This window comes from Pseudomonas sp. T8 (assembly GCF_024610635.1).
In the GTDB taxonomy this organism is placed as follows: domain Bacteria; phylum Pseudomonadota; class Gammaproteobacteria; order Pseudomonadales; family Pseudomonadaceae; genus Aquipseudomonas; species Aquipseudomonas chlororaphis_I.
On record NZ_CP102374.1, the window covers coordinates 4,638,365 to 4,660,394 of the forward strand.

Consider the following 22,030-nt stretch of genomic DNA (forward strand, 5'->3'; position numbering starts at 1 on the left):
GGCCATGAACAGACAATCCTTGTTCCATCGCCTGGCACCCTGGGCCCTGCCGCTGCTGTTGCTGGCGGTGTGGCAGTTGTCGGTCTCGGCCGGCTGGCTGTCGACGCGAATCCTGCCGGCCCCCAGCGCGGTGATCGAAGCCGGGGTCGGCCTGGTGCGCAGCGGCGAAATCTGGACCCACCTGGCTATCAGCGGCTGGCGCGCGGCGATCGGCTTCCTGATCGGCGGCAGCATCGGCCTGGCCCTGGGCTTCATCACCGGCCTGTCGAAGTGGGGCGAACGCCTGCTCGACAGCTCGGTGCAGATGATCCGCAACGTGCCGCACCTGGCGCTGATTCCCCTGGTGATCCTGTGGTTCGGCATCGACGAGTCGGCGAAGATTTTCCTGGTGGCCCTGGGCACCCTGTTCCCGATCTACCTGAACACCTACCACGGCATCCGCAACGTCGACCCGGCGCTGGTGGAAATGGCGCGCAGTTATGGCCTGGCAGGCTTCGCCCTGTTCCGCCAGGTGATCCTGCCGGGCGCCTTGCCTTCGATCCTGGTGGGCGTGCGTTTTGCCCTGGGCTTCATGTGGCTGACGCTGATCGTCGCGGAAACCATCTCCGCCAGCTCCGGCATCGGTTATCTGGCGATGAATGCCCGGGAATTCCTGCAGACCGACGTGGTGGTGCTGGCCATCGTCATGTACGCCGTGCTCGGCAAACTGGCGGACCTCGCCGCGCGCGGCCTGGAACGTGCCTGGCTGCGTTGGCATCCGGCCTATCAAGTGGCCAAGGGAGGTGCGCAATGACGGCTCAACAACCTCCACGCCTGCTGCGCGGTATTCCGCTGGTGGTGCGCAAGCTGCAAAAGACCTTCGGTTCGCGCCAGGTGCTGCGCGAGATCGACCTGCATATTCCGGCCGGGCAATTCGTCGCGGTGGTCGGCCGTAGCGGCTGCGGCAAGAGCACCTTGCTGCGCTTGCTGGCCGGCCTCGACAAACCCACCGGCGGCGAACTGCTGGCCGGTGCCGCGCCGCTGAGCCAGGCCATCGAGGACACCCGCCTGATGTTCCAGGAGGCGCGCCTGCTGCCCTGGAAGAAAGTCATCGACAACGTCGGCCTGGGCCTCAAGGGCGACTGGCGCCCCCAGGCCCTGGAAGCCCTGGAGGCGGTGGGCCTGGCCGACCGCGCCAATGAGTGGCCGGCCGCCTTGTCCGGTGGCCAGAAGCAGCGCGTGGCCCTGGCCCGGGCGCTGATTCACCAGCCGCGCCTGTTGCTGCTGGACGAGCCCCTGGGCGCGCTGGATGCCCTGACCCGGATCGAGATGCAGCAACTGATCGAGCGCCTGTGGCAGCAGCATGGCTTCACCGTCCTGCTGGTGACCCACGATGTCAGCGAAGCGGTGGCGGTGGCCGACCGGGTGATCCTGATCGAAGAAGGCGAGGTCGGTCTCGATCTGCTGGTGGAGCTGCCGCGCCCACGGGTGCGTGGCTCCCATCGGCTGGCAGCGCTGGAAGCCGAAGTACTCAACCGCGTGTTGTCGCTGCCCGGGTCGCCACCCGAGCCGGAACCCGTTTCACCCTTGCCCACGCAATTGCGCTGGGCGCTTTAAAGCAGCAGCAAGTTTCCAGCTGCAAGCGGCAAGAAAGAGCCGAGCGCTTTTGCTTGCAGCTTATCGCTTGAAGCTTGTGGCTTATTTCGACCTCAGGAGAAATACCATGACTATCAAGGCCATCAACGTTCGCAACCAGTTCAAAGGCACCATCAAGGAAATCGTCGAAGGCGACGTGCTCTCGGAAATCGACGTGCAGACCGCCTCCGGCATCGTCACGTCGGTGATTACCACCCGTTCGGTGCGGGAGCTGGAACTGGCGATCGGCAGCGAAGTGATCGCGTTCGTGAAATCCACCGAGGTGTCGATCGCCAAGTTGTGATCGATGCGCGACAACCAGCCCCGGACGGTGTGAGCCCTTCGGGGCTTTTTTGTGGAGCAGGGCTTGAGCGGTGCGGAAGGAGCAAGGCCGCTATCGCGAGCAAGCTCGCTCCTACAAGAACGGCGCGAACCTTTGTAGGAGCGAGCTTGCTCGCGATAGGGCATCAGCCCGTCCGCGATATCTCGCGCTTGGGCAGGTAGGGCGGCAGGTACAGCCCCAGGTAGGCATCGAACACCCGCATGCCTTCCTCGGCCATGCGCTCGGTGATCTGCCCGTGCTGCTGGACCGAGCGCGCATAGACGCGGTCGCCCAGTTCCATGGCCAGGGCGAACACATCCACATCCGCGGGCAGCGCCGGCAACTGGAAGTGCTGGTCGAACAGCTTGTGCATCAGGTCGCCCAGTTCGATGTCGTGCTGGCGGTCGGCCTGGGTGACCTCGGTGAGGCCATGCTGGGCCAGGATCAACTGGCGGGCCGCGGCGTCGGCGCTGTAGATGGCGAGCATGCGCTGTTCGACCAGGCGCGACAGGTCGTGCCAGCCGCTCAGGGCTGCGTGGTCGATAGGCTCTTGCAGGCAGGCGCGGAATGCGGCGTGGACATCGGCGGTCAGGGCTTCGAGCAGGGCCGGAACGCTGGCAAAGAAGTGATAGACCGAGGAAGGCGGGATCTCCGCGCGCTCGGCCACGCTGTAGATCGACAGGCTGGCCACGCCCTCGGCGGCAAGCAGGGTGCGGGCGGCATCGAGTATCGAGTCGATCCGGGCCTGGCTGCGTGCGCGGGGTTTGCGGGGGGTGGCTACGCGTGTCATTGGAGTCTCCTGCGGGGCAGCGGGCATTGTACGAGGCGTGTCGGGTGTTGTCTGCCAGGACGCCTTCGCGGGCAAGCCCCGATCCTGTAGGAGCGAGGCTTGCCCGCGATCCGCCGCAAGGCGGCCATAAAAAACGCCACGGGCCTTTCGGCCGGTGGCGTTTTTCTGGGCTACAGCCGCTTACACGGTGTGCAGGTACCAGTTGTACTCGAGGTCGGAGATCGAGTGCTCGAACTCCTCCAGCTCGCTTTCCTTACAGGCCACGAAGATATCGATGTATTTCGGGTCGATGTACTTGGCCATGACTTCGCTGTCGTCCAGCTCGCGCAGTGCGTCGCGCAGGTTGTTCGGCAGGCTTTGCTCGTTCTGCTCGTAGGAGTTGCCTTCGGTTGGCGCGCCCGGTTCGATCTTGTTGACCAGGCCGTGGTGCACGCCCGCCAGGACCGAAGCCATCAGCAGGTACGGGTTGGCATCGGCGCCGGCCACACGGTGCTCCAGGCGGACCGCGTCGGCGGAGCCGGTCGGTACGCGCAGGGCGACGGTGCGGTTGTCCAGGCCCCAGCTCGGCGAGTTCGGCACATAGAACTGCGCGCCGAAACGACGGTAGGAGTTGACGTTCGGGCAGAGGAAAGCCATCTGCGCCGGTAGGGTCTCGAGCACACCGCCGATCGCGTGACGCAGTGCGGCGTTCTGCTCGGGATCCTCGCTGGCAAAAATATTCTTGCCGTCCTTGTCCAGGACCGAAATGTGGACGTGCAGACCATTACCCGCCTGGCCTGGATAAGGCTTGGCCATGAAGGTGGTGTCCATCTCATGGTCGTAGGCGATGTTCTTGATCAGACGCTTGAGCAGTACCGCATAGTCGCAGGCCTTGATCGGGTCGGCGACGTGGTGCAGGTTCACTTCGAACTGCGCCGGAGCACTTTCCTTGACGATGGCGTCGGCCGGGATGCCTTGTTCTTTCGCGCCTTCGAGAATGTCCTGCAGGCAGTCGACGTATTCGTCGAGGTCGTCGATCAGGTAGACCTGGGTCGAATGCGGGCGCTTGCCGGAGATCGGCGAGCGTGGCGGCTGTGGCCGGCCATTCACGTTCTCCTGGTCGATCAGGTAGAACTCCAGTTCAAACGCGGCGCAGATGGTCAGGCCCAGCTCGTCGAACTTGGCCACGACTTGACGCAGCACTTCGCGCGGGTCGGCGAAGAAAGGGTCGCCTTCGAGTTCGTGCATGGTCATCAGCAGTTGCGCGGTGGGGCGCTTCTGCCAGGGTTCATTGCACAGGGTATCGGGGATTGGATAGCAGATTCGATCGGCGTCGCCGATGTCCAGGCCCAGGCCGGTGCTTTCCACCGTCGAGCCATTGATATCCAGAGCAAATAAAGAGGCCGGCAGGTTGATGCCTTTCTCGTAAACCTTGTGGAGGCTGGTGCGTTCGATGCGCTTGCCGCGCACCACACCATTCATATCCGCAATCAGAAGGTCAACGTACAGAACCTCAGGATGTTCCTTAAGGAACGCGTTCGCTTCGTTAAGCTGAACGGCACGCGGGGGTACCGACATGATGCAACACCTTTGTTGTTAAAAATATCAATCATTGATCTTTTCAGGTTTCAGTCAACCCGAACGGCATGCCGAAGTCAAGCGAGGCCTTTTTTGCCCTAAAAAAGCGCCTGCGGGGCATTTTTGGGGCGCTTTTCTGGCTTCGGAGGGCTTGGCCGCCGCGGCCTTGAGCGGGCCGTGTTGTATTTTTTACGGGGGTGTTGTGTAAAAAAATGAACAAGGCTAAGCTCGATTTAAACCCATAACAGCAATAATACCGGGGTGTTTCATGTCTCGCCTGCCGTTAATCGGCGTCACCGCCTGCTCCAGGCAGATCGGTCTGCATGCTTATCACATCAGTGGCGACAAGTACGTCCGCGCAGTGGCAGTAGCAGCCAAGGGCGTGCCCATGATCCTCCCGTCCCTGGCCGATATTCTAAGCCCGTCCGATATTCTGGACGGTCTGGATGGCATCCTCTTTACCGGTTCACCCTCCAATATCGAGCCTTTTCACTATAGAGGTCCCGCCAGCGCGCCGGGAACCGCGCACGATCCTGCCCGTGATGCCAGCACCCTGCCGCTGATCCGCGCCGCGGTGGCGGCCGGGGTTCCGGTACTGGGGATCTGCCGCGGCTTCCAGGAAATGAACGTGGCCTTCGGCGGCAGCCTGCACCAGCGGGTCCACGAAGCCGGCCCGTTCATGGATCACCGTGAGGACGAGAGCCAGCCGGTGGAAGTGCAATACGGCCCCGCCCATGCGCTGCATGTGCAGCCGGGCGGGGTGCTGGCCGGCCTCGGCCTGCCAGCGCAGATTGAAGTCAATTCGATTCATGGCCAAGGCGTTGAACGTCTGGCGCCGGGCCTGAAGATAGAGGCCCTGGCACCCGATGGCTTGATCGAAGCCTGCTCCGTCGAGGGCGCGCCGATCGAGGGAGGCAAGGCTTTTGCTTTGGGGGTGCAATGGCACCCTGAATGGCAGGTAAGCTCTAACCCTCACTACCTCGCCATCTTCCAGGCATTTGGCGATGCCTGTCGCAAGCGGGTAATGCAACGCGACGCCAATGCGTCACAAAAACCTGGCTTATAAGAGCCAGGAAACTCACGCCTAGAGGCATTTATGAGTAACAACCTCGACCAGCTCACCGATTGGTTGAAAGACCACAAGATCACAGAAGTCGAATGCATGATTGGCGACCTGACCGGGATCACCCGGGGCAAGATCTCGCCAACCAACAAGTTCATCGCCGAAAAAGGCATGCGCCTGCCCGAGAGCGTGCTGTTGCAGACGGTGACCGGCGACTATGTCGAAGACGACATCTATTACGAACTGCTGGACCCGGCCGACATCGACATGGTCTGCCGCCCGGACCAGAACGCGGTATTCCTCGTGCCCTGGGCCATCGAGCCGACCGCCCAGGTGATCCACGACACCTACGACAAGCAGGGCAACCCGATCGAGCTGTCGCCGCGCAACGTGCTCAAGAAGGTCCTGAAACTCTACGCCGACCACGGCTGGCAGCCGATCGTGGCGCCGGAGATGGAGTTCTACCTGACCAAGCGCAGCGACGACCCGGACTACCCGTTGCAGCCACCGGTCGGCCGTTCCGGTCGCCCGGAAACCGGTCGCCAGTCGTTCTCCATCGAAGCGGCCAACGAATTCGACCCGCTGTTCGAGGACGTCTACGACTGGTGCGAACTGCAGGAGCTGGACCTCGACACGCTGATCCACGAAGACGGCACGGCGCAGATGGAAATCAACTTCCGTCACGGCGACGCCCTGTCCCTGGCCGACCAGATCCTGGTGTTCAAGCGCACCATGCGCGAAGCCGCGCTCAAGCACGAGGTGGCCGCCACCTTCATGGCCAAGCCGATGACCGGCGAGCCGGGCAGCGCCATGCACCTGCACCAGAGCATCATCGACATCGAGACCGGCAAGAACGTCTTCTCCAATGACGACGGGACCATGAGCCAGCTGTTCCTCAACCACATCGGCGGCCTGCAGAAGTTCATCCCCGAGCTGCTGCCGCTGTTCGCGCCCAACGTCAATTCGTTCCGCCGCTTCCTGCCGGATACCTCGGCGCCGGTGAACGTGGAGTGGGGCGAAGAGAACCGCACCGTGGGCCTGCGTGTACCGGATGCCGGGCCACAGAACCGCCGGGTGGAAAACCGCCTGCCGGGCGCCGACGCCAACCCTTACCTGGCCATCGCCGCCAGCCTGCTGTGCGGCTTCATTGGCATGGTCGAAGGCCACAACCCGAGCGCGCCGGTGGTCGGCCGTGGTTACGAGCGGCGCAACCTGCGCCTGCCGTTGACCATCGAGGATGCTCTGGAGCGCATGGAAAACAGCAAGACCATCGAGAAATACCTGGGCAAGAAATTCATCACTGGCTACGTCGCGGTCAAGCGGGCCGAGCATGAAAACTTCAAGCGCGTCATCAGTTCGTGGGAGCGGGAGTTCCTGCTCTTCGCCGTCTGATGCGCGGGGCGCCGCCGTCACCGGCGGCGCCCTCACCGGAAAATCAGGAGAGTTCCAATGACCAGCAACAACCCGCAAACCCGTGAGTGGCAAACCCTCAGCAGCGAGCACCACCTGGCACCCTTCAGCGACTTCAAGCAGTTGAAGGAGAAGGGGCCGCGGATCATCACTAATGCCGAGGGCGTTTACCTCTGGGACAGCGAGGGCAACAAGATCCTCGACGGCATGGCCGGGCTGTGGTGCGTGGCCATCGGTTACGGCCGCGAAGAACTGGCCGACGCCGCCAGCAAGCAGATGCGCGAGCTGCCGTACTACAACCTGTTCTTCCAGACCGCTCACCCGCCGGCGCTGGAACTGGCCAAGGCCATCTCCGATGTTGCCCCGCAGGGCATGAACCATGTGTTCTTCACCGGTTCCGGCTCCGAAGGCAACGACACCATGCTGCGCATGGTTCGCCACTACTGGGCGATCAAGGGCCAGCCGAAGAAGAAAACCATCATCAGCCGGGTCAACGGCTATCACGGCTCCACCGTGGCCGGCGCGAGCCTGGGCGGCATGACCTATATGCACGAACAGGGCGACTTGCCGATCCCGGGCATCGTGCATATCCCGCAGCCTTACTGGTTCGGTGAAGGCGGCGACATGACCCCGGACGAGTTCGGGATCTGGGCGGCCAACCAGCTGGAAGAGAAGATTCTCGAACTCGGCGTCGATAACGTCGGTGCCTTCATTGCCGAGCCGATCCAGGGCGCGGGCGGCGTGATCGTGCCGCCGGAAAGCTACTGGCCGCGGATCAAGGAGATCCTTGCCAAGTACGACATCCTGTTCGTCGCCGACGAGGTGATCTGTGGGTTCGGGCGTACCGGTGAGTGGTTCGGTAGCGATTTCTACGACCTCAAGCCGGACATGATGACTATCGCCAAGGGCCTGACTTCCGGCTACATCCCCATGGGTGGCCTGATCGTGCGCGACGAAGTGGTGGCGGTGCTCAACGAGGGCGGCGATTTCAACCACGGTTTCACCTATTCCGGGCACCCGGTGGCCGCCGCTGTGGCCCTGGAAAACATCCGCATCATGCGCGACGAGAAAATTATCGAGCGCGTCAAGGCAGAAACGGCACCCTATTTGCAGAAACGTCTGCGGGAACTGAACGATCACCCACTGGTGGGTGAGGTTCGCGGAGTCGGCCTGTTGGGCGCCATCGAGCTGGTTCAGGACAAGGCCACCCGTGCGCGGTATGTCGGAAAAGGCGTCGGCATGATCTGCCGGCAGTTCTGCTTCGACAACGGCCTGATCATGCGCGCCGTGGGCGACACCATGATCATTGCTCCGCCCCTGGTGATCACCAAGGAGGAGATCGATGAGCTGGTGAGCAAGGCCCGCAAGTGCCTGGACCTGACCTTGAGTGCGTTGCAGGGCTAAGTGCTAGGCTCTGAGCGAAGTACCCCCGCGGTACTTCGCTCGGGGCGACCATAAAGGCTGGGTCTTTTGTTGAAAGCCCGCCTTGGAACTTGCCAGACTACCGCCTGTTTTTAGTTGCCTGGCAACCGGTCGCTGAACACAAGGTTAAAAAGAATAATTGGAGCATGACGCATGAAGGCAATAGGTATGAAGAAAGCTGGCAAGACCCTCCTCGCCATGTCCCTGATGGGCGCGATGGCGGCAGTGGCCCAGGCAGACGACAAGGTGCTGCACGTTTACAACTGGTCCGACTACATCGCACCCGACACCATCGCGAACTTCGAGAAAGAGTCCGGGATCAAGGTGGTCTACGACGTTTTCGACAGCAACGAAACCCTGGAAGCCAAACTGCTGGCAGGCAAGTCCGGTTACGACGTGGTCGTGCCGTCGAACAACTTCCTGGCCAAGCAGATCAAGGCCGGTGTCTATCAGGAGCTGGATGTCTCCAAGTTGCCCAACTGGAAAAACCTGAACCAGGATCTGCTCAAGGCAGTTTCGGTCAGTGACCCGGGCAACAAGCACGCTTTCCCATACATGTGGGGTTCCATCGGCATCGGTTACAACCCGGAGAAGGTCAAGGCTGCGCTGGGCGTCGACAAAATCGATTCCTGGGACACCCTGCTCAAGCCCGAGAACATTGCCAAGCTCAAGGGCTGCGGCGTGAGCTTCCTCGACTCGCCAACCGAAATGATCCCGGTCGCCCTGCATTACCTGGGCCTGCCGACCGACAGCCAGAAGAAAGACGACATCAAGAAAGCCGAAGAGCTGTTCCTCAAGATCCGTCCTTCGATCACCTATTTCCACTCCTCCAAGTACATCTCGGACCTGGCCAACGGCAACATCTGCGTAGCGGTCGGCTACTCGGGTGACGTGCAGCAGGCCAAGTCCCGTGCCGCCGAAGCCGGCGACAAGGTGAAAGTCAGCTACGCCATTCCGAAAGAAGGCGCCGGCACTTTCTACGACATGGTCGCTATCCCCAAGGATGCGGAAAACGTCGAGGGCGCCTACAAGTTCATGACCTTCCTGCAGAAGCCTGAAGTCATGGCCAGCATCACCAACGCCGTGCGTTTCCCGAACGGCAACGCCGCCGCAACGGCACTGGTGGAAAAAGACATCACCAGCGATCCAGGCATCTACCCGCCAGCCGACGTGCAGGCCAAGCTGTATGCGATCGCCGATCTGCCGGCCGCTACCCAGCGTGAGCTGACCCGCAGCTGGACCAAGATCAAATCCGGCAAATAAGCCGGTTTGAGGCAGCAACCGCTGGCCGTCGTCCCCGCGAGGGCGGTCAGCGGTGCAATTAAATGACAGAAAGTTTTGCTGGATCGGTTTATCGAAGGTAAGTTGCGCGCCGGTTTTGTTGCTGGGCAGCTCTTGGCTGTCATGTAGTGCGGGCAACTCAGGCCCAATTGTTTAGAGGACCTCCACTTGCCTATTTCTTTATTTCGCAAAGCCATGCTGGTGGGCGCCGGGCTGACGCTGGCCGTCAGCACCTATGCCGCGCCAACCGTGCATATTTATAACTGGTCTGACTATATCGGTCAGAGCACATTGGCGGACTTCGAAAAGGCCACCGGCATCAAGCCGCTGTACGACGTGTTCGACTCCAACGAAACCCTGGAAGGCAAGTTGCTCGCCGGTCGTACCGGCTATGACGTGGTCGTGCCGTCCAACCACTTCCTGGGCAAGCAGATCAAGGCCGGGGCGTTCCAGAAGCTCGACAAGGCGCAGTTGCCCAACTATTCGAACCTCGACCCGGTGCTGCTCAAGCGCCTGGAGAAGAACGACCCGGGCAACCAGTACGCCGTGCCTTACCTGTGGGGCACCAACGGCATCGGCTACAACGTCGAGAAGGTCAAGGCCGCGCTGGGCGTGGACAAGATCGACTCCTGGGCCATGCTGTTCGAACCGGAAAACATCAAGAAACTGTCGAGCTGCGGCGTCGCCTTCCTCGACTCCGCCGATGAAATGCTCCCGGCGGTACTCAACTACATGGGCCTGGACCCCAACAGCCAGAACCCCGACGACTACAAGAAGGCCGAAGCCAAGTTGCTGGCGGTGCGGCCTTACGTGACCTACTTCAACTCCTCGAAATACATCTCCGACCTGGCCAATGGCGAAATCTGCGTGGCCGCGGGCTTCTCCGGCGATGTGTTCCAGGCCAAGGCGCGCGCCGCCGAAGCCGGCAAGGGCATCGAGATCGCCTATGTGATCCCCAAGGAAGGCGGCAACCTCTGGTTCGACATGCTGGCCATTCCCAAGGACGCCGGTAACGTCAAGCAGGCCCATGCCTTCATCAATTACCTGCTCAAGCCTGAGGTGATCGCCCAGGTCAGCGACTCCGTCGGCTACGCCAACCCGAACCCCAAGGCGGGTGAGCTGATGGACCAGTCGGTGCGCAAGGACGAAGCGGTTTACCCGGCGCAGGAGATTGTCGACAAGCTGTATGTCAACTCAGAGTTGCCGCCCAAGATCCAACGACTCATGACCCGCAGCTGGACCAAGGTCAAGTCGGGCAAATAGCGTCAATCGCTCAAACTATCCAGAGTTCGCCCGCATGGGGCGAACTGCAAATTCTGTTGGGAGTTTCGTAAATGGCAGTTGCCTCCGGCGCCTACAAGAAAGCCCTCGAGGGCGACCAGACACCGAAGCAGGTGTTGGTCAAGATCGACCGGGTCACGAAGAAGTTCGACGAGACGATTGCCGTGGACGACGTGTCCCTGGAAATCAAGAAAGGCGAGATCTTCGCCCTGCTCGGCGGTTCTGGCTCGGGTAAGTCCACCTTGCTGCGCATGCTCGCGGGGTTCGAACGGCCCACGGAGGGACGCATCTACCTGGACGGTGTGGACATCACCGACATGCCGCCCTACGAGCGGCCGATCAACATGATGTTCCAGTCCTACGCCTTGTTCCCGCACATGACCGTGGCGCAGAACATCGCCTTCGGCCTGCAGCAGGACAAGATTCCCAAGGCCGAGATCGATGCCCGCGTGGCCGAGATGCTCAAGCTGGTGCAGATGAGCCAGTACGCCAAGCGCAAGCCGCATCAGCTCTCTGGCGGCCAGCGCCAGCGCGTGGCCCTGGCCCGTTCCCTGGCCAAGCGGCCGAAACTGCTGCTGCTCGACGAGCCGATGGGCGCGCTGGATAAAAAGCTGCGCTCGCAGATGCAACTGGAGCTGGTGGAGATCATCGAGCGCGTCGGCGTGACCTGCGTGATGGTGACCCACGACCAGGAAGAGGCCATGACCATGGCCGAGCGTATTGCGATCATGCACCTGGGCTGGATCGCCCAGATCGGCAGCCCGATCGACATCTACGAAACCCCGACCAGCCGCCTGGTCTGCGAATTCATCGGCAACGTCAACATCTTCGAAGGTGAGGTGATCGACGACGCCGAAGGCCACGCGACCATCACCTGCAAGGACCTGGATCGCAACATCTACGTGGGCCACGGCATCAGCACCTCGGTGCAGGACAAGTCGGTGACCTACGCCATCCGCCCGGAAAAACTCCTGGTGACTCCGGACATGCCGACCTGCGAATACAACTGGTCGAGTGGCAAGGTACACGACATCGCCTACCTGGGCGGGCACTCGGTGTTCTACGTCGAGCTGCCGAGCGGCAAGCTGGTGCAGTCGTTCGTGGCCAACGCCGAACGCCGCGGCGCGCGGCCGACCTGGGGCGACCAGGTGTACGTCTGGTGGGAAGACGACAGCGGCGTGGTACTGCGCTCATGAACATGCGAAAGCTCAAGCGCCGCCTCAATCGAATAATTCCCGGTGGCCGCCAGATGGTCATCGGGGTCCCGTTCCTCTGGCTGTTCCTGTTCTTCATGCTGCCGTTCTTCATCGTCCTGAAGATCAGCTTCGCCGAAGCGGACGTGGCCATTCCACCGTACACCGAGATCTACAGCTTCATCGACCAGAAGCTGCAGGTGCTGCTCAACCTGGGCAACTACGCGATGCTCGGCGACGACGAACTGTACATCGCCGCCTACCTCGGCTCGCTGAAGATGGCCTTCTTCAGCACCCTGCTGTGCCTGTTGATCGGCTACCCGATGGCCTATGCCATCGCCAGCGCCCGCAAAGAGCTGCAGACCGTGCTGGTGCTGCTGATCATGATGCCGACCTGGACCGCGATCCTGATCCGCGTCTACGCCTGGATGGGCATCCTCAGCAACAACGGCCTGCTCAACGGCTTCCTGATGGGCATGGGCTTGATCGACGAGCCGCTGCAGATCCTCAACACCAACCTGGCGGTGTACATCGGCGTGGTCTATTCGTACCTGCCGTTCATGATCCTGCCGCTCTACGCCAACCTGGTGAAGCACGATACCAGCCTGCTGGAAGCCGCCTCGGACCTGGGTTCGAGCACCTTCAACAGCTTCTGGAAAATCACCGTGCCGCTGTCGAAGAACGGCATCATCGCCGGCTGCATGCTGGTGTTCATCCCGGTGGTCGGCGAGTTCGTGATCCCGGAACTGCTCGGCGGTCCGGAAACCCTGATGATCGGTAAAGTGCTCTGGCAAGAGTTCTTCAACAACCGTGACTGGCCGGTGGCGTCGGCCCTGGCAGTGGTGATGCTGGCGATCCTGATTGTGCCGATCATCCTCTTCAACCGCAGTCAGGCCAAAGAAATGGAGGGCAAGGAATGAAGCGCTTCAGTTTCTCGAACCTGATGCTGGTGGTGGGGCTGGTATTCATCTACCTGCCGATGCTGATCTTGGTGATTTACTCGTTCAACGCCTCCAAGCTGGTGACGGTCTGGGGCGGCTGGTCGGTGAAGTGGTACGTCGGCCTGCTGGACAACTCGCAACTGATGGGCTCGGTGGTGCGCTCCCTGGAGATCGCCTGCTACACCGCGATTGCCGCGGTGGCCCTGGGCACCCTGGCGGCCTTCGTGCTGACCCGTATCACCCACTTCAAGGGCCGCACGCTGTTCGGCGGCCTGGTCACCGCGCCGCTGGTGATGCCGGAAGTGATCACCGGCCTGTCGCTGTTGCTGCTGTTCGTGGCCATGGCGCAGATGATCGGCTGGCCGCAGGAGCGTGGCATCGTCACCATCTGGATCGCCCACACCACGTTCTGCGCCGCCTATGTAGCGGTGGTGGTGTCGGCGCGCCTGCGTGAGCTGGACCTGTCCATTGAAGAGGCGGCCATGGACCTGGGGGCACGGCCGTGGAAGGTGTTCTTCCTGATCACCATCCCGATGATCGCGCCATCGCTGGCGGCGGGCGGCATGATGTCCTTCGCCCTGTCCCTGGACGACCTGGTGCTGGCGAGCTTCGTTTCCGGCCCGGGTTCCACCACCTTGCCGATGGAAGTGTTCTCGGCGGTGCGCCTCGGCGTGAAGCCGGAGATCAACGCGGTGGCCAGCCTGATCCTGCTGGCGGTGTCGCTGGTGACCTTCCTGGTCTGGTACTTCAGCCGTCAGGCCGAAGAGCGCCGCAAGCGCGCCATCCAGCAAGCCATCGAAGAGTCCGCGGCCGATTCCTGGAAACAGCCGGACGTGCGCCGCGCACAGGCCCCGGAAGCGGCCTGATAGGCAACAGCCGGAAGGCTTTGACCGTGACAAGACATCGCCCCTGTTCAGGGGCGATGTCGTTTTCGGGGGTAGCCGCTGCCACAGGCTCGGGCCGCGTTCGGACGATCGACCCGGGCCGCGTTCGGAGAGCGGTCGCAGCGGTCTCAAGGTCGCCGAGGTCCTTCGGACCTATCGCAGCCTGCGGCAGCGGCTACAGCGATAGCTTCGAAAACGTCTCAGCTCTTCGGCGAGTCGTATGCGGGCGCGCAGTGAATAGACATAGGCCGCTCCGGCATTCAGCGAGATGGCGGTGCATTAACTCCGCAAGGGGATGGTCGACAGTCATGCCCTTTGGAGTCTTGACCATCCCGGCGCTTCGGGTTGCCCGATCCGCCTACTTGCCGATGCAATGCACGCCTGACGGCCCCTGTAGGAGCGAGCTTGCTCGCGAGACGGCGTCGCTGATACAACCCGCCGGCCAGCGAGCTCCTGTGGCCTACTGCGCCGTCCGTGCCGGCAACAGTTTCAGGGTGCTGTGGGTATTGGCCATGACTTCTTCTTCGTTGAAGTGCGCCTGCTGGTACACCCCTTCGATATAGGCCTCGGCCTGGTCCTGATAGTGCTTGTCGAACAGCACGCCGCTTTGCCCGACCGGGTTGACGGTCAGGCTGTGGGCCGGGTCGGCGAAGTCGATCAGGCGCCGGGTTGAAGGGCCGTAGGTCACCGGCCAGGGCGCCGGGCCGATCTTGGCCGATTGATTGTTGGGCACCTCGTGGGTGCCCGGCGCGGCGAACGGGCCGACGTTGAAGACCCGGTCCAGGGGTTTCTGCAGGCCCAGCGGGTGGCCGTGGGTCAGGGTATGCGCCTGGCCCCACAGCCATTTGCTCGAGTCGTCGCCAAAGGTCGCCTTGAGATGAGCGAGGCTGGCGCGCCAGGCAACCCTGACCGTGTCGGCGCGGCTTTCCCGGCCGAGCGTGTTGCGGTTGTCCCACCAGGGCGAGTCGGCGGAGGCGGCCAGGCGTGGCAGCGTGGCGTCTATCACCCGGGTGGACAGCAGGGTGTCGAAGAAGGCGTCGCCCAACTCGTCGTGAAAGGCCGCGTCGGTGAGGTTGAACAGGAACTGGTTGAACAGGGTGGCGCTGGTGGAGTCCAGCGGGTAGTCGCCTTTCCACTGCGCCAGTTGCTCCACCAGCTTGAGTTCCTGCGGGTCGCTCACCACTTCGCGCAACACTGGCAGCAGCGGCGCCAGCAGGCGCGGGCCGTAGGCGGTGGTGGTGCCCAGCTGGAGCTTCTGGCTGGCTTCGATATCCCACTTCACGCTCTTGTCGCTGAGCTGGCGGTCCAGTTGCTGGCCGCGGTCGGCGAGGTTGTAGTAGCCGGGAATTTCCATGCCGGTGGGCGAGACCGGCTGGAAGTTGGCCGAAACGATATAGCCGCGCGCCGGGTTTTCTTCCTGCGGGTTGGCGCTGAACGGGTAGAAGCCTTCTTTGTCCGCCAGCGAGGTGCTGCCGTCGAGGATGAACGCGCCCTTGGCGCCAATCGGGCGCTTGGGCAACAGCGCCGCGGCCCACCAGCCGATATCGCCCTTGGCGTTGGCCCAGACGATGTTCAAGCCCGGCGCCTGGACCTTGGACGCGGCGCTGCGGGCCTTGGCCAGGGTGTCGGCGCGGTTGAGCTGGTAGAAGCCGTCGAGGATCGGGTTCGGCGTCTCGAGGAAGGCCCACCACATGGCGATCGGCGTCTTGCCGGCATTGGCCCCGAGCACGTCGTTGATGATCGGGCCATGGGGCGACTGGCGCAGGATCTGGGTGACCGGCGGCTGGCCCTTCACCGCGATCTGCTGCTCGCTGTTGACCAGGTCGACCCACTTGCCGCGGTACCAGACCTGGTTGGCGTTGTTCGGGTTGACCTTCTCGGCGATCAGGTCCAGGTCGTCGTTCTGGAACATGGTCAGGCTCCAGCCGAAGTCCAGGTTGTGGCCGAGAAAGGCGAAGGGCACCAGCGCCTGGTGATGACCGTAGAGCTCGAAGCCCGGCGCCGACAGCTGGGCTTCGTACCACACCGACGGCACCGCGAAGCGGATGTGCGGGTCGCCGGCCAGCAATGGCTTGCCGCTCTTGGTGCGGCTGCCGGACACCGCCCAGGCGTTGCTGCCCTCGAATTGCGGCAGGCCGGCGTCGGCCAGGGCCTGTTCGCTCAGCCGGGCGATGGCGCCCAGGTCCTGCCAGTCGCTGGCGGCCAGGCTCGGCGCCAGCGGGCCACGGCCCTTGGCCAGGGCACCCTTGGGCTGCCAGTCGAGGTCGAAGACTTTCAGGTAGTCGCTGCCGAGCTGGTCGCGCACGTAGGTCAGCAGCGGCTCGGTGCGGAAGGCCGCGGCGAAGCTGTAGGCCATGTAGCCGGCGACGCTGATGCTGTCCTCGGCGGTGAAGGAACGCTTGGGAATGCCGAGGACGTCGAACTCGATCGGTTGCGGGTGGCTGTTCTGATACTGGTTGACCCCGTCCAGGTAGGCTTGCAGGCCCTTCCAGGCAGGGGACTGGCGATCCAGCCCGGCGACGTAGCTGTCGGCGCGCTCGCGGATACGCAGGCTGCGGAACAGTTTGTCGGTGTCGAGCAGTTTGGGGCCGAGTATCTCGGCCAGCTCACCACGGGCCAGGCGCCGCATGACTTCCATCTGGAACAGCCGGTCCTGGGCGTGGACATAGCCCAGCGCGCGGTACAGGTCGGTTTCGTTTTCCGCGCGGATATGCGGCACGCCGCGTTCGTCGTAACGCACCGTGACCGAGCCCTGCAGGCGCTCCAGCTCGACCTGGCCCTGGCGCGACGGCTGCTTGCTGTACAGGTACCAGCCCCCGCCCGCGGCCAGGGCGAGGATCAGGACGACGAGTACGGTCAGGCTGCGTTTCATGGTGACTCCTTGTTCTTTCTGCGATTTGCCTGCCGTGGGGGAGGGTAAACATTTAGCACAGGCCTTCTGTGCCGGGCATCCGTTGTCTGGGAAAAGTCAGGAATGCCTTAATCCGTCTGTTTCGGCCATGGACAATAACAGCCCACCGCCAAGGTGTGGGTGGCGCTCACCGTACGGCCTTCGTGCAGGGCCTGGAGGATAGGTTCGATAAAGCTGTTGCTGGAGTTGCAGGTCAGGCCTTCGCTGTAGGGGCCGAAATAGGCCAGGGTGCCGTTGCGGTCCCAGATCGCCACGGCCGGGCTGGCGGGGATCTGCTCCGAGCCGGGCAGGCCGTCGAGGACTTTCAGGCGGCTCAGGGTGGCGGGCAACTGGCCGTGGCTGCCGGCCTTCTGCACCGAATAGAATTCCACGCCCTGCGGGCCGTAGTGCTCGATCAACTCGGCCAGGTGCTGCTGGTTGCCGACATTGCACGGGCAGGCCGGGTCCCAGAAGTGCACCAGGCGGATGGCGCCTTCGCCGGCTAGGCCAGGAGGCAGTTGCAGCGGGTCGCCGGAAAATACCGCGGTGTGTTCGCTGAAGGTCCGCAGGAAACGTCCCTGGAACCAGTCGTAGGCGACCCACAGCACCCCGGCGCACAGGAGGGCGAGCAGGCTGGCAAGCAGGGTCGTGCGGTAGGGCAGACGCATACGGATCATTCCTCGAAGGTCGCGTAGCTTGCCATGCTTGCCCCGACAGATGAATATCGCAGGCCGATAAAGCCTGTTTCGCGTTCCGCGCCACCCTGGGAAAACCCTTATGCCTGCGACCTTCGACCCCGACCTTCTGCGTGCCAGCCTGCGGCCCCTGGCCGAGGCGCAGCCGCTCTCGGCCCAGGCGCAGGCCTATCAGCGTTTCTATGGGCTGGATCTGCCGGTCAAGCGTGGGCTGGGGCGTTTTTCGGTCGGCGGTTTTGACGTGGTCGGCCAGGTCTGGTGGCCCGAACAGCCGGTGGCGACCTTGTTTCTGTTGCACGGTTTCTACGATCACATGGGCTTGTACCGGCATGTGATCGAATGGGCGCTGGAGCGGCAGTGGGCGGTGATTGCCTGCGACTTGCCGGGCCACGGCCTGTCCAGCGGCGAGCGCGCCAGCATCGATGATTTCGCGGTGTACCAGGCGGTGCTGCAAGGTTTGTTCGACGAGGCCCGGTCCCTCGATCTGCCCCAGCCCTGGCACCTGTGCGGGCAAAGCACGGGCGGTGCGATCGTGATCGATCACCTGCTCAACCAGGGTGCCCAGAGCCCGGCCCAGGGCCAGGTGATCCTGCTGTCGCCGCTGGTACGCCCGCGTGCCTGGGGCTGGTCGAAGCTCAGCTATTACATGCTCCGGCCTTTCGTCAAAGGCATCGCCCGGCGCTTCAGCGAGAACTCCACCGATCCCGATTTCCTGCCGTTCCTGCAGCGCGACCCGTTGCAGCCGTTGCGCCTGCCGACCGCCTGGGTCGGGGCGTTGGCGCAATGGATCAAGCGCATCGAACTGGCCCCGCGCAGCAGCAGGCAGCCCTTGATCGTTCAGGGGCAGGCGGACATGACGGTGGATTGGCAGCACAACCTGCAGGTGATCCGGCAGAAGTTCCAGCAGCCCCAGGTGCTGATGCTGCCCGAGGCGCGGCATCACCTGGCGAACGAGGCGGCGCGCATTCGCCAGGAATACTTCGCTTTCCTCAACCAGCATCTTTGAACGGATTCATGCGTCTGTAGCCGCTGCCGAAGGCTCGGGCTGACTGGTACGGACGCGGCGATCTCGCGACCGCTGAGGTCCTTCGGACCTATCGCAGCCTGCGGCAGCGGCTACAACAGACGCTTAGGGTGCGAGGCTGGAAGTGCTCTGGCCGACAGCCAGCCCGGCGCGGATCGCGGCCAGGGCGGCCTGGTAGTAGGCCTTGCCTTCGGCGGATTCGGCGAAGTTGGCGAACTCTTCCAACTCCGGGTCGGACAGGTCGCGATAGACGTACAGCAGGGTGTTGTTCAGGTCGTTGCCGATCTGCGCCATCAGCCGCTGGCGCTGGCCGTTGAGCATGTTCTGCGCCTGGCCGGCCCCCAGCAGGCCGGGGATCATCTGGCTCAGGCTGTCGGCGGCCACGCCGGCGATCGCCAGGCTGACTTCCGCGCCGGCTTCACGGGCCGGCAGCGCCTGGGCCAGGTGGCCGATGATCAACTGACGGGTATCGCTGGCCTGCATCTTCGGCAGGCCCTGGGCATTTTTCGCCAACTGGTCGCGGCGGGTCGCCAGCAGTTCGGCGGCGACGATCTTGCGCCCCAGCGGCGACTGGAAAAACGCCAGGGCCGGTTTCGGATCGGCGAGGTTCTGCCGCAGCTGCGCCTGGGCACGGCGGTCCATGGCCTGCGGGGCGAAGCGCTGGTTGCTGTTATTGACCAGCGCCTGATAGACCGCTGGCGGCAGGCTATTCTGGTAACGCTGCTGGGCAGCGGTGAGGGCATCGTTGAAATGCGCACGTTGTTCCGGCCAGCCGGCGACCTTGTACAACTGGTCGTGGCCGTCTGCCCAGGCGGGCAATACACAGAACATCAACAGTGAAAAAAGCAAACGGCGCATAAGGACTCCTGTCGGCAGCCCACTATTCTCCGGGGCAAGGCGATGGTTGTCGAGAATTCGTATCAGGTTCAGTACGCAAACTGTCCGATCGAACGACGAACAGAGACAGCGCCAGGCTGCTTGGTCAGAATTATGGAGATGATCTGTCGGATTCATCTGGGTGTGGATACTATGCGCGCCATGCAAATACCCTCTGATCACCCACTGCTGTTACGCATTGTCGATGACCTGGCCACCCGTGGCTGGTCGCAGCAGAACATCTTCCTGCCAGAAGCCCTGACCCTGGAGCTGGCGGCCGAGTGCCGCAAGCGCGCGGCCGAAGGTGAGTTGGCGCCGGCGGCGGTTGGCCGTGGCCCGGCGCAGGAGATTCGCGAGGGGATCCGTGGCGATCACATCCAGTGGCTCGAGCCCGGCCAGGCCGATTGCTGCGATACCTACCTGGGCTTGATGGACAGCCTGCGCGAGGCGCTGAACCGTGGGTTGTTCCTCGGCCTGGAAGACTTCGAAAGCCATTTCGCGCTGTACCCGCCAGGGGCGTTCTACCTCAAGCATGTCGACCGTTTCCGCGACGATGACCGGCGCATGGTGTCGGCGGTGATCTACCTCAACCAGGACTGGCTGCCGGAGCAGGGCGGGCAACTGCGCATGTACTTCGATGGCGAGAGCGAGTACGACGTGGATCCCGCTGGCGGCCGGCTGGTGGTGTTCCTCTCCGGCGAGGTGCCCCATGAAGTCCTGCCCGCGACCCGGGAACGGCTGTCCCTGACGGGCTGGTTCCGCCGGCGCGGCAACGAGCCGTTCTGATCATGCACAAGATCCTGGTCAGTCGCTGCCTGTTGGGCCACCGCGTGCGTTACGACGGTGGCGCCAGCGGGCCGTTCGATCAACTGGCGAGCTGGCAGGCCGAAGGGCGGGTGGTCGTGTTGTGTCCGGAAGTCGCCGGCGGCCTGCCAACGCCACGGGCGGCGGCGGAAATACCCGGAGGGCAGGGCGGCGAAGTGCTCGATGGCCTGGCGCAGGTCATCACCACCGAGGGCGAAGATGTCAGCGCCGAGTTCCTCAGCGGTGCCCGGCAGGCGCTGGAACTGGTGCGCGAACACGGGATTCGCATCGCGGTGCTCAAGGCCAACAGCCCGTCGTGCGGCAACCTGCTGACCTACGACGGCAGCTTCAGTGGGGTCAAGGTCAGCGGCGAGGGCGTCACCGCCGCCTTGCTCAAGCGCGCCGGGGTGCAAGTCTTCAGCGAGCTGGAACTGGCCGAGGCCGCTGCGGCCCTGGCCTCGCTCTAACGCCCCTGTAGCCGCTGCCGCAGGCTGCGAAAGGTCCGCAGGACTTCAGCGATATCACCTTCTGCGCAGCCGCAGCCTTCTGCAGCGATTACAGCATCAAGGCTTGGGTGGCTTGCTCGCATCCATGCCGAACCATTTTTCCGACAACGCCATCAGCCGGCCATCGGCCTTGATGCGCTGCAGCGCGCCGTCGAGGCTCGCCTGGAACGCCGGATTACCTTTCTGGAACGGGATCGCCAGGCTCAGGGTCGGCCCGACCTTGGCGCCTTCCTTCACCGGCAGGCGGCTGTCGCGGATGGCGTAGGGGATCAGCAGGCGGTCGCTGATGGCGGCGTCGAGCTGCTTGTCCGCCACATCCTTGATCGGCTGCTGGGCGTTCGGGTAGCTGCGCAGGTCGATGCCTTCCACGGTGCGCGCCTGCTCGACGAACTGGCTGCCCTGGGCTACGCCCAGTGCCTGGCCCTGGAGCGCCTGCAGGCTGCCCAGCGTGCGCTCTTCTTCCTTGCGTACGATCAATTGTGCGCTGGAATAGCTGTAAGGCTCGCTGAAGTCGAAACGATCCTTGAGTTCTGGAGTCATTGCTATGTGATTGATGGCGATGTCGTAGCGGCCGCTTTCGACGCCTGGCAGCAGGTCGGCGGCGTCGGTGACCACGAAGTCCGCCCGCACATCCAGCTCGCGGGCAAGCAGTTGGCCCAGCTCGACTTCGAAGCCGGTGAGCTTGCCGTCGTCCTTGAAGTTGAAGGGTGGGGTATTGGCTTCCAGGGCGATACGCAGTTCCCCGCGGTCATTCACATCGTCGATCAGTTCGGCTTGAGCGTAAGTGCTCACAAGAGGTAGCAAAAGTATCAGGCCAGGCAGGAAACGCATGGTCACTCCTTGAATTTATATGTGCGATGCGCTGTTCAGGCTCGCTTTGCTATGGTGTTGATTGCCCTTCGACAACGATATGCCACGAAGTTGTCATAACCGTACCGATTTTGCGGAAAAACTGGAGAATAGAATGAAAACCTTTATATCTCGTGCTGCATTGGCCGGCCTGATGCTGGGGGCTTCGATGTTGGCTTCTGCGGCGGATATTCCTCGCACCAAGGCGCCGGAAGGCGCTTCTGTCTTTATCGTCACCCCGGTCAATGGCGATACCGTGGCCAAGACCTTCAAGGTCAAGTTCGGCGTCAGCGACATCTCCCTGGCGCCCGCCGGCGACCAGACTCCGCACACCGGGCACCACCACCTGCTGGTCGACGTCGACAAGCTGCCGGCCGAAAACATGCCGATCCCGGCCGACGCCCAGCACATCCACTTCGGCAAGGCCCAGACCGAAACCGAACTGACCCTGGCCCCGGGCAAGCACACCCTGCAGCTGGAGCTGGGCGACAAGAACCACGTGCCGTTCGACCCGCCAATCGTTTCGGAAAAGATCACCATCATCGTCAAGTAAGTGCGGACGGCAAAAACTGCCTGTAAATAACTGCCTGTAAATAACTGCCTGTAAATAAAAAGGGAGGCCCCAGGG

Annotated in this window: 21 protein-coding genes; 15 read left to right on the plus strand and 6 right to left on the minus strand. The window is 63.0% G+C overall.

What is annotated here, in order from left to right:
* The first annotated feature begins 4 nt into the window (after nt 1-4).
* From ssuC to NRG23_RS20880, 3 genes are all read left to right on the plus strand, one after another.
* Nucleotides 5-793, plus strand: a complete 789-nt coding sequence (ssuC, locus tag NRG23_RS20870; RefSeq protein WP_016705047.1) for an aliphatic sulfonate ABC transporter permease SsuC — start codon at nt 5-7, stop codon at nt 791-793.
* Complete coding sequence (gene ssuB, locus NRG23_RS20875) at nt 790-1,596, plus strand: aliphatic sulfonates ABC transporter ATP-binding protein (protein WP_009051382.1); 807 nt, start codon at nt 790-792, stop codon at nt 1,594-1,596. Before ssuC ends, ssuB begins: the two co-directional genes overlap by 4 nt.
* 106 nt (nt 1,597-1,702) lie before the next feature.
* Nucleotides 1,703-1,918, plus strand: coding sequence for a molybdopterin-binding protein (locus NRG23_RS20880; protein ID WP_007928303.1), 216 nt, complete (start codon nt 1,703-1,705; stop codon nt 1,916-1,918).
* Nucleotides 1,919-2,081: 163 nt separating this feature from the next.
* Here NRG23_RS20880 and NRG23_RS20885 read toward each other — a convergent pair whose 3' ends face one another.
* On the minus strand, nt 2,082-2,726 hold the full coding sequence (locus NRG23_RS20885) for a TetR/AcrR family transcriptional regulator (protein WP_009051381.1): 645 nt from the start codon (nt 2,724-2,726) through the stop codon (nt 2,082-2,084).
* A 180-nt stretch (nt 2,727-2,906) separates the two neighbouring features.
* On the minus strand, nt 2,907-4,283 hold the full coding sequence (locus NRG23_RS20890) for a glutamine synthetase family protein (protein ID WP_009051380.1): 1,377 nt from the start codon (nt 4,281-4,283) through the stop codon (nt 2,907-2,909).
* 268 nt (nt 4,284-4,551) lie between these two features.
* On the opposite strand from NRG23_RS20890, the gene NRG23_RS20895 reads away from it, so the two are divergent.
* The 8 genes from NRG23_RS20895 (at nt 4,552) to NRG23_RS20930 (ending at nt 13,740) form a co-directional block, all read left to right on the plus strand.
* Nucleotides 4,552-5,349 (plus strand): gamma-glutamyl-gamma-aminobutyrate hydrolase family protein, encoded by a 798-nt coding sequence (locus NRG23_RS20895; RefSeq protein ID WP_028683696.1) that lies wholly within the window; start codon nt 4,552-4,554, stop codon nt 5,347-5,349.
* Nucleotides 5,350-5,379: 30 nt separating this feature from the next.
* Entirely contained in the window at nt 5,380-6,738 is a 1,359-nt protein-coding gene (locus NRG23_RS20900) for a glutamine synthetase family protein (protein ID WP_009051378.1), read from the plus strand.
* Nucleotides 6,739-6,795: 57 nt separating this feature from the next.
* On the plus strand, nt 6,796-8,160 hold the full coding sequence (locus NRG23_RS20905; protein ID WP_025807112.1) for an aspartate aminotransferase family protein: 1,365 nt from the start codon (nt 6,796-6,798) through the stop codon (nt 8,158-8,160).
* A gap of 186 nt (nt 8,161-8,346) precedes the next feature.
* Nucleotides 8,347-9,441 (plus strand): polyamine ABC transporter substrate-binding protein, encoded by a 1,095-nt coding sequence (locus tag NRG23_RS20910; protein WP_016705051.1) that lies wholly within the window; start codon nt 8,347-8,349, stop codon nt 9,439-9,441.
* Between the two features lie 186 nt (nt 9,442-9,627).
* A complete protein-coding gene (locus NRG23_RS20915; RefSeq protein ID WP_306674793.1) occupies nt 9,628-10,722 on the plus strand; it encodes a polyamine ABC transporter substrate-binding protein in 1,095 nt (364 codons plus the stop codon).
* A 71-nt stretch (nt 10,723-10,793) separates the two neighbouring features.
* Nucleotides 10,794-11,936, plus strand: a complete 1,143-nt coding sequence (locus tag NRG23_RS20920) for an ABC transporter ATP-binding protein (RefSeq protein WP_007928322.1) — start codon at nt 10,794-10,796, stop codon at nt 11,934-11,936.
* 35 nt (nt 11,937-11,971) lie between these two features.
* Complete coding sequence (locus NRG23_RS20925) at nt 11,972-12,853, plus strand: ABC transporter permease subunit (protein WP_172833407.1); 882 nt, start codon at nt 11,972-11,974, stop codon at nt 12,851-12,853.
* Entirely contained in the window at nt 12,850-13,740 is an 891-nt protein-coding gene (locus tag NRG23_RS20930; RefSeq protein WP_257371898.1) for an ABC transporter permease subunit, read from the plus strand. Before NRG23_RS20925 ends, NRG23_RS20930 begins: the two co-directional genes overlap by 4 nt.
* A gap of 478 nt (nt 13,741-14,218) precedes the next feature.
* On the opposite strand, the gene NRG23_RS20935 is transcribed toward NRG23_RS20930, so the two are convergent.
* On the minus strand, nt 14,219-16,630 hold the full coding sequence (locus tag NRG23_RS20935) for a penicillin acylase family protein (protein ID WP_038636006.1): 2,412 nt from the start codon (nt 16,628-16,630) through the stop codon (nt 14,219-14,221).
* A gap of 107 nt (nt 16,631-16,737) precedes the next feature.
* A complete protein-coding gene (locus NRG23_RS20940) occupies nt 16,738-17,316 on the minus strand; it encodes a DUF6436 domain-containing protein (protein ID WP_016702896.1) in 579 nt (192 codons plus the stop codon).
* A 109-nt stretch (nt 17,317-17,425) separates the two neighbouring features.
* On the opposite strand from NRG23_RS20940, the gene NRG23_RS20945 reads away from it, so the two are divergent.
* Nucleotides 17,426-18,349 carry an alpha/beta hydrolase gene (locus NRG23_RS20945; RefSeq protein ID WP_257371900.1) on the plus strand — a complete coding sequence of 308 codons (924 nt, stop codon included), beginning with the start codon at nt 17,426-17,428 and terminating at the stop codon, nt 18,347-18,349.
* 123 nt (nt 18,350-18,472) lie between these two features.
* Here the strand turns inward: NRG23_RS20945 and NRG23_RS20950 are convergent, their stop codons facing one another.
* Nucleotides 18,473-19,225: a DUF2059 domain-containing protein gene (locus tag NRG23_RS20950; RefSeq protein WP_016702898.1), complete on the minus strand. Its 753-nt coding sequence runs from the start codon at nt 19,223-19,225 to the stop codon at nt 18,473-18,475.
* Between the two features lie 171 nt (nt 19,226-19,396).
* On the opposite strand from NRG23_RS20950, the gene NRG23_RS20955 reads away from it, so the two are divergent.
* The gene (locus tag NRG23_RS20955; RefSeq protein ID WP_009051368.1) at nt 19,397-20,029 is read left to right on the plus strand and encodes a 2OG-Fe(II) oxygenase; all 633 of its coding nucleotides are present in this window, start codon (nt 19,397-19,399) and stop codon (nt 20,027-20,029) included.
* Between the two features lie 2 nt (nt 20,030-20,031).
* Complete coding sequence (locus tag NRG23_RS20960) at nt 20,032-20,514, plus strand: DUF523 domain-containing protein (protein ID WP_257371902.1); 483 nt, start codon at nt 20,032-20,034, stop codon at nt 20,512-20,514.
* 96 nt (nt 20,515-20,610) lie between these two features.
* Here the strand turns inward: NRG23_RS20960 and NRG23_RS20965 are convergent, their stop codons facing one another.
* Nucleotides 20,611-21,384 (minus strand): transporter substrate-binding domain-containing protein, encoded by a 774-nt coding sequence (locus NRG23_RS20965; RefSeq protein ID WP_041985003.1) that lies wholly within the window; start codon nt 21,382-21,384, stop codon nt 20,611-20,613.
* Between the two features lie 133 nt (nt 21,385-21,517).
* Between NRG23_RS20965 and NRG23_RS20970 the strand changes: the two genes are divergently transcribed.
* Nucleotides 21,518-21,955 carry a DUF4399 domain-containing protein gene (locus tag NRG23_RS20970; RefSeq protein WP_257371904.1) on the plus strand — a complete coding sequence of 146 codons (438 nt, stop codon included), beginning with the start codon at nt 21,518-21,520 and terminating at the stop codon, nt 21,953-21,955.
* Nucleotides 21,956-22,030: the final 75 nt, after the last annotated feature.

Bases quoted from the DNA above. Each gene is read 5' to 3' on its own strand.
- ssuC (WP_016705047.1), top strand. From the start codon at position 5: ATGAACAGACAATCCTTGTTCCATCGCCTGGCACCCTGGGCCCTGCCG.
- ssuB (WP_009051382.1), top strand. From the start codon at position 790: ATGACGGCTCAACAACCTCCACGCCTGCTGCGCGGTATTCCGCTGGTG.
- NRG23_RS20880 (WP_007928303.1), top strand. From the start codon at position 1,703: ATGACTATCAAGGCCATCAACGTTCGCAACCAGTTCAAAGGCACCATC.
- NRG23_RS20885 (WP_009051381.1), bottom strand. From the start codon at position 2,726: ATGACACGCGTAGCCACCCCCCGCAAACCCCGCGCACGCAGCCAGGCC.
- NRG23_RS20890 (WP_009051380.1), bottom strand. From the start codon at position 4,283: ATGTCGGTACCCCCGCGTGCCGTTCAGCTTAACGAAGCGAACGCGTTC.
- NRG23_RS20895 (WP_028683696.1), top strand. From the start codon at position 4,552: ATGTCTCGCCTGCCGTTAATCGGCGTCACCGCCTGCTCCAGGCAGATC.
- NRG23_RS20900 (WP_009051378.1), top strand. From the start codon at position 5,380: ATGAGTAACAACCTCGACCAGCTCACCGATTGGTTGAAAGACCACAAG.
- NRG23_RS20905 (WP_025807112.1), top strand. From the start codon at position 6,796: ATGACCAGCAACAACCCGCAAACCCGTGAGTGGCAAACCCTCAGCAGC.
- NRG23_RS20910 (WP_016705051.1), top strand. From the start codon at position 8,347: ATGAAGAAAGCTGGCAAGACCCTCCTCGCCATGTCCCTGATGGGCGCG.
- NRG23_RS20920 (WP_007928322.1), top strand. From the start codon at position 10,794: ATGGCAGTTGCCTCCGGCGCCTACAAGAAAGCCCTCGAGGGCGACCAG.
- NRG23_RS20930 (WP_257371898.1), top strand. From the start codon at position 12,850: ATGAAGCGCTTCAGTTTCTCGAACCTGATGCTGGTGGTGGGGCTGGTA.
- NRG23_RS20935 (WP_038636006.1), bottom strand. From the start codon at position 16,630: ATGAAACGCAGCCTGACCGTACTCGTCGTCCTGATCCTCGCCCTGGCC.
- NRG23_RS20940 (WP_016702896.1), bottom strand. From the start codon at position 17,316: ATGCGTCTGCCCTACCGCACGACCCTGCTTGCCAGCCTGCTCGCCCTC.
- NRG23_RS20945 (WP_257371900.1), top strand. From the start codon at position 17,426: ATGCCTGCGACCTTCGACCCCGACCTTCTGCGTGCCAGCCTGCGGCCC.
- NRG23_RS20950 (WP_016702898.1), bottom strand. From the start codon at position 19,225: ATGCGCCGTTTGCTTTTTTCACTGTTGATGTTCTGTGTATTGCCCGCC.
- NRG23_RS20955 (WP_009051368.1), top strand. From the start codon at position 19,397: ATGCGCGCCATGCAAATACCCTCTGATCACCCACTGCTGTTACGCATT.
- NRG23_RS20960 (WP_257371902.1), top strand. From the start codon at position 20,032: ATGCACAAGATCCTGGTCAGTCGCTGCCTGTTGGGCCACCGCGTGCGT.
- NRG23_RS20965 (WP_041985003.1), bottom strand. From the start codon at position 21,384: ATGCGTTTCCTGCCTGGCCTGATACTTTTGCTACCTCTTGTGAGCACT.
- NRG23_RS20970 (WP_257371904.1), top strand. From the start codon at position 21,518: ATGAAAACCTTTATATCTCGTGCTGCATTGGCCGGCCTGATGCTGGGG.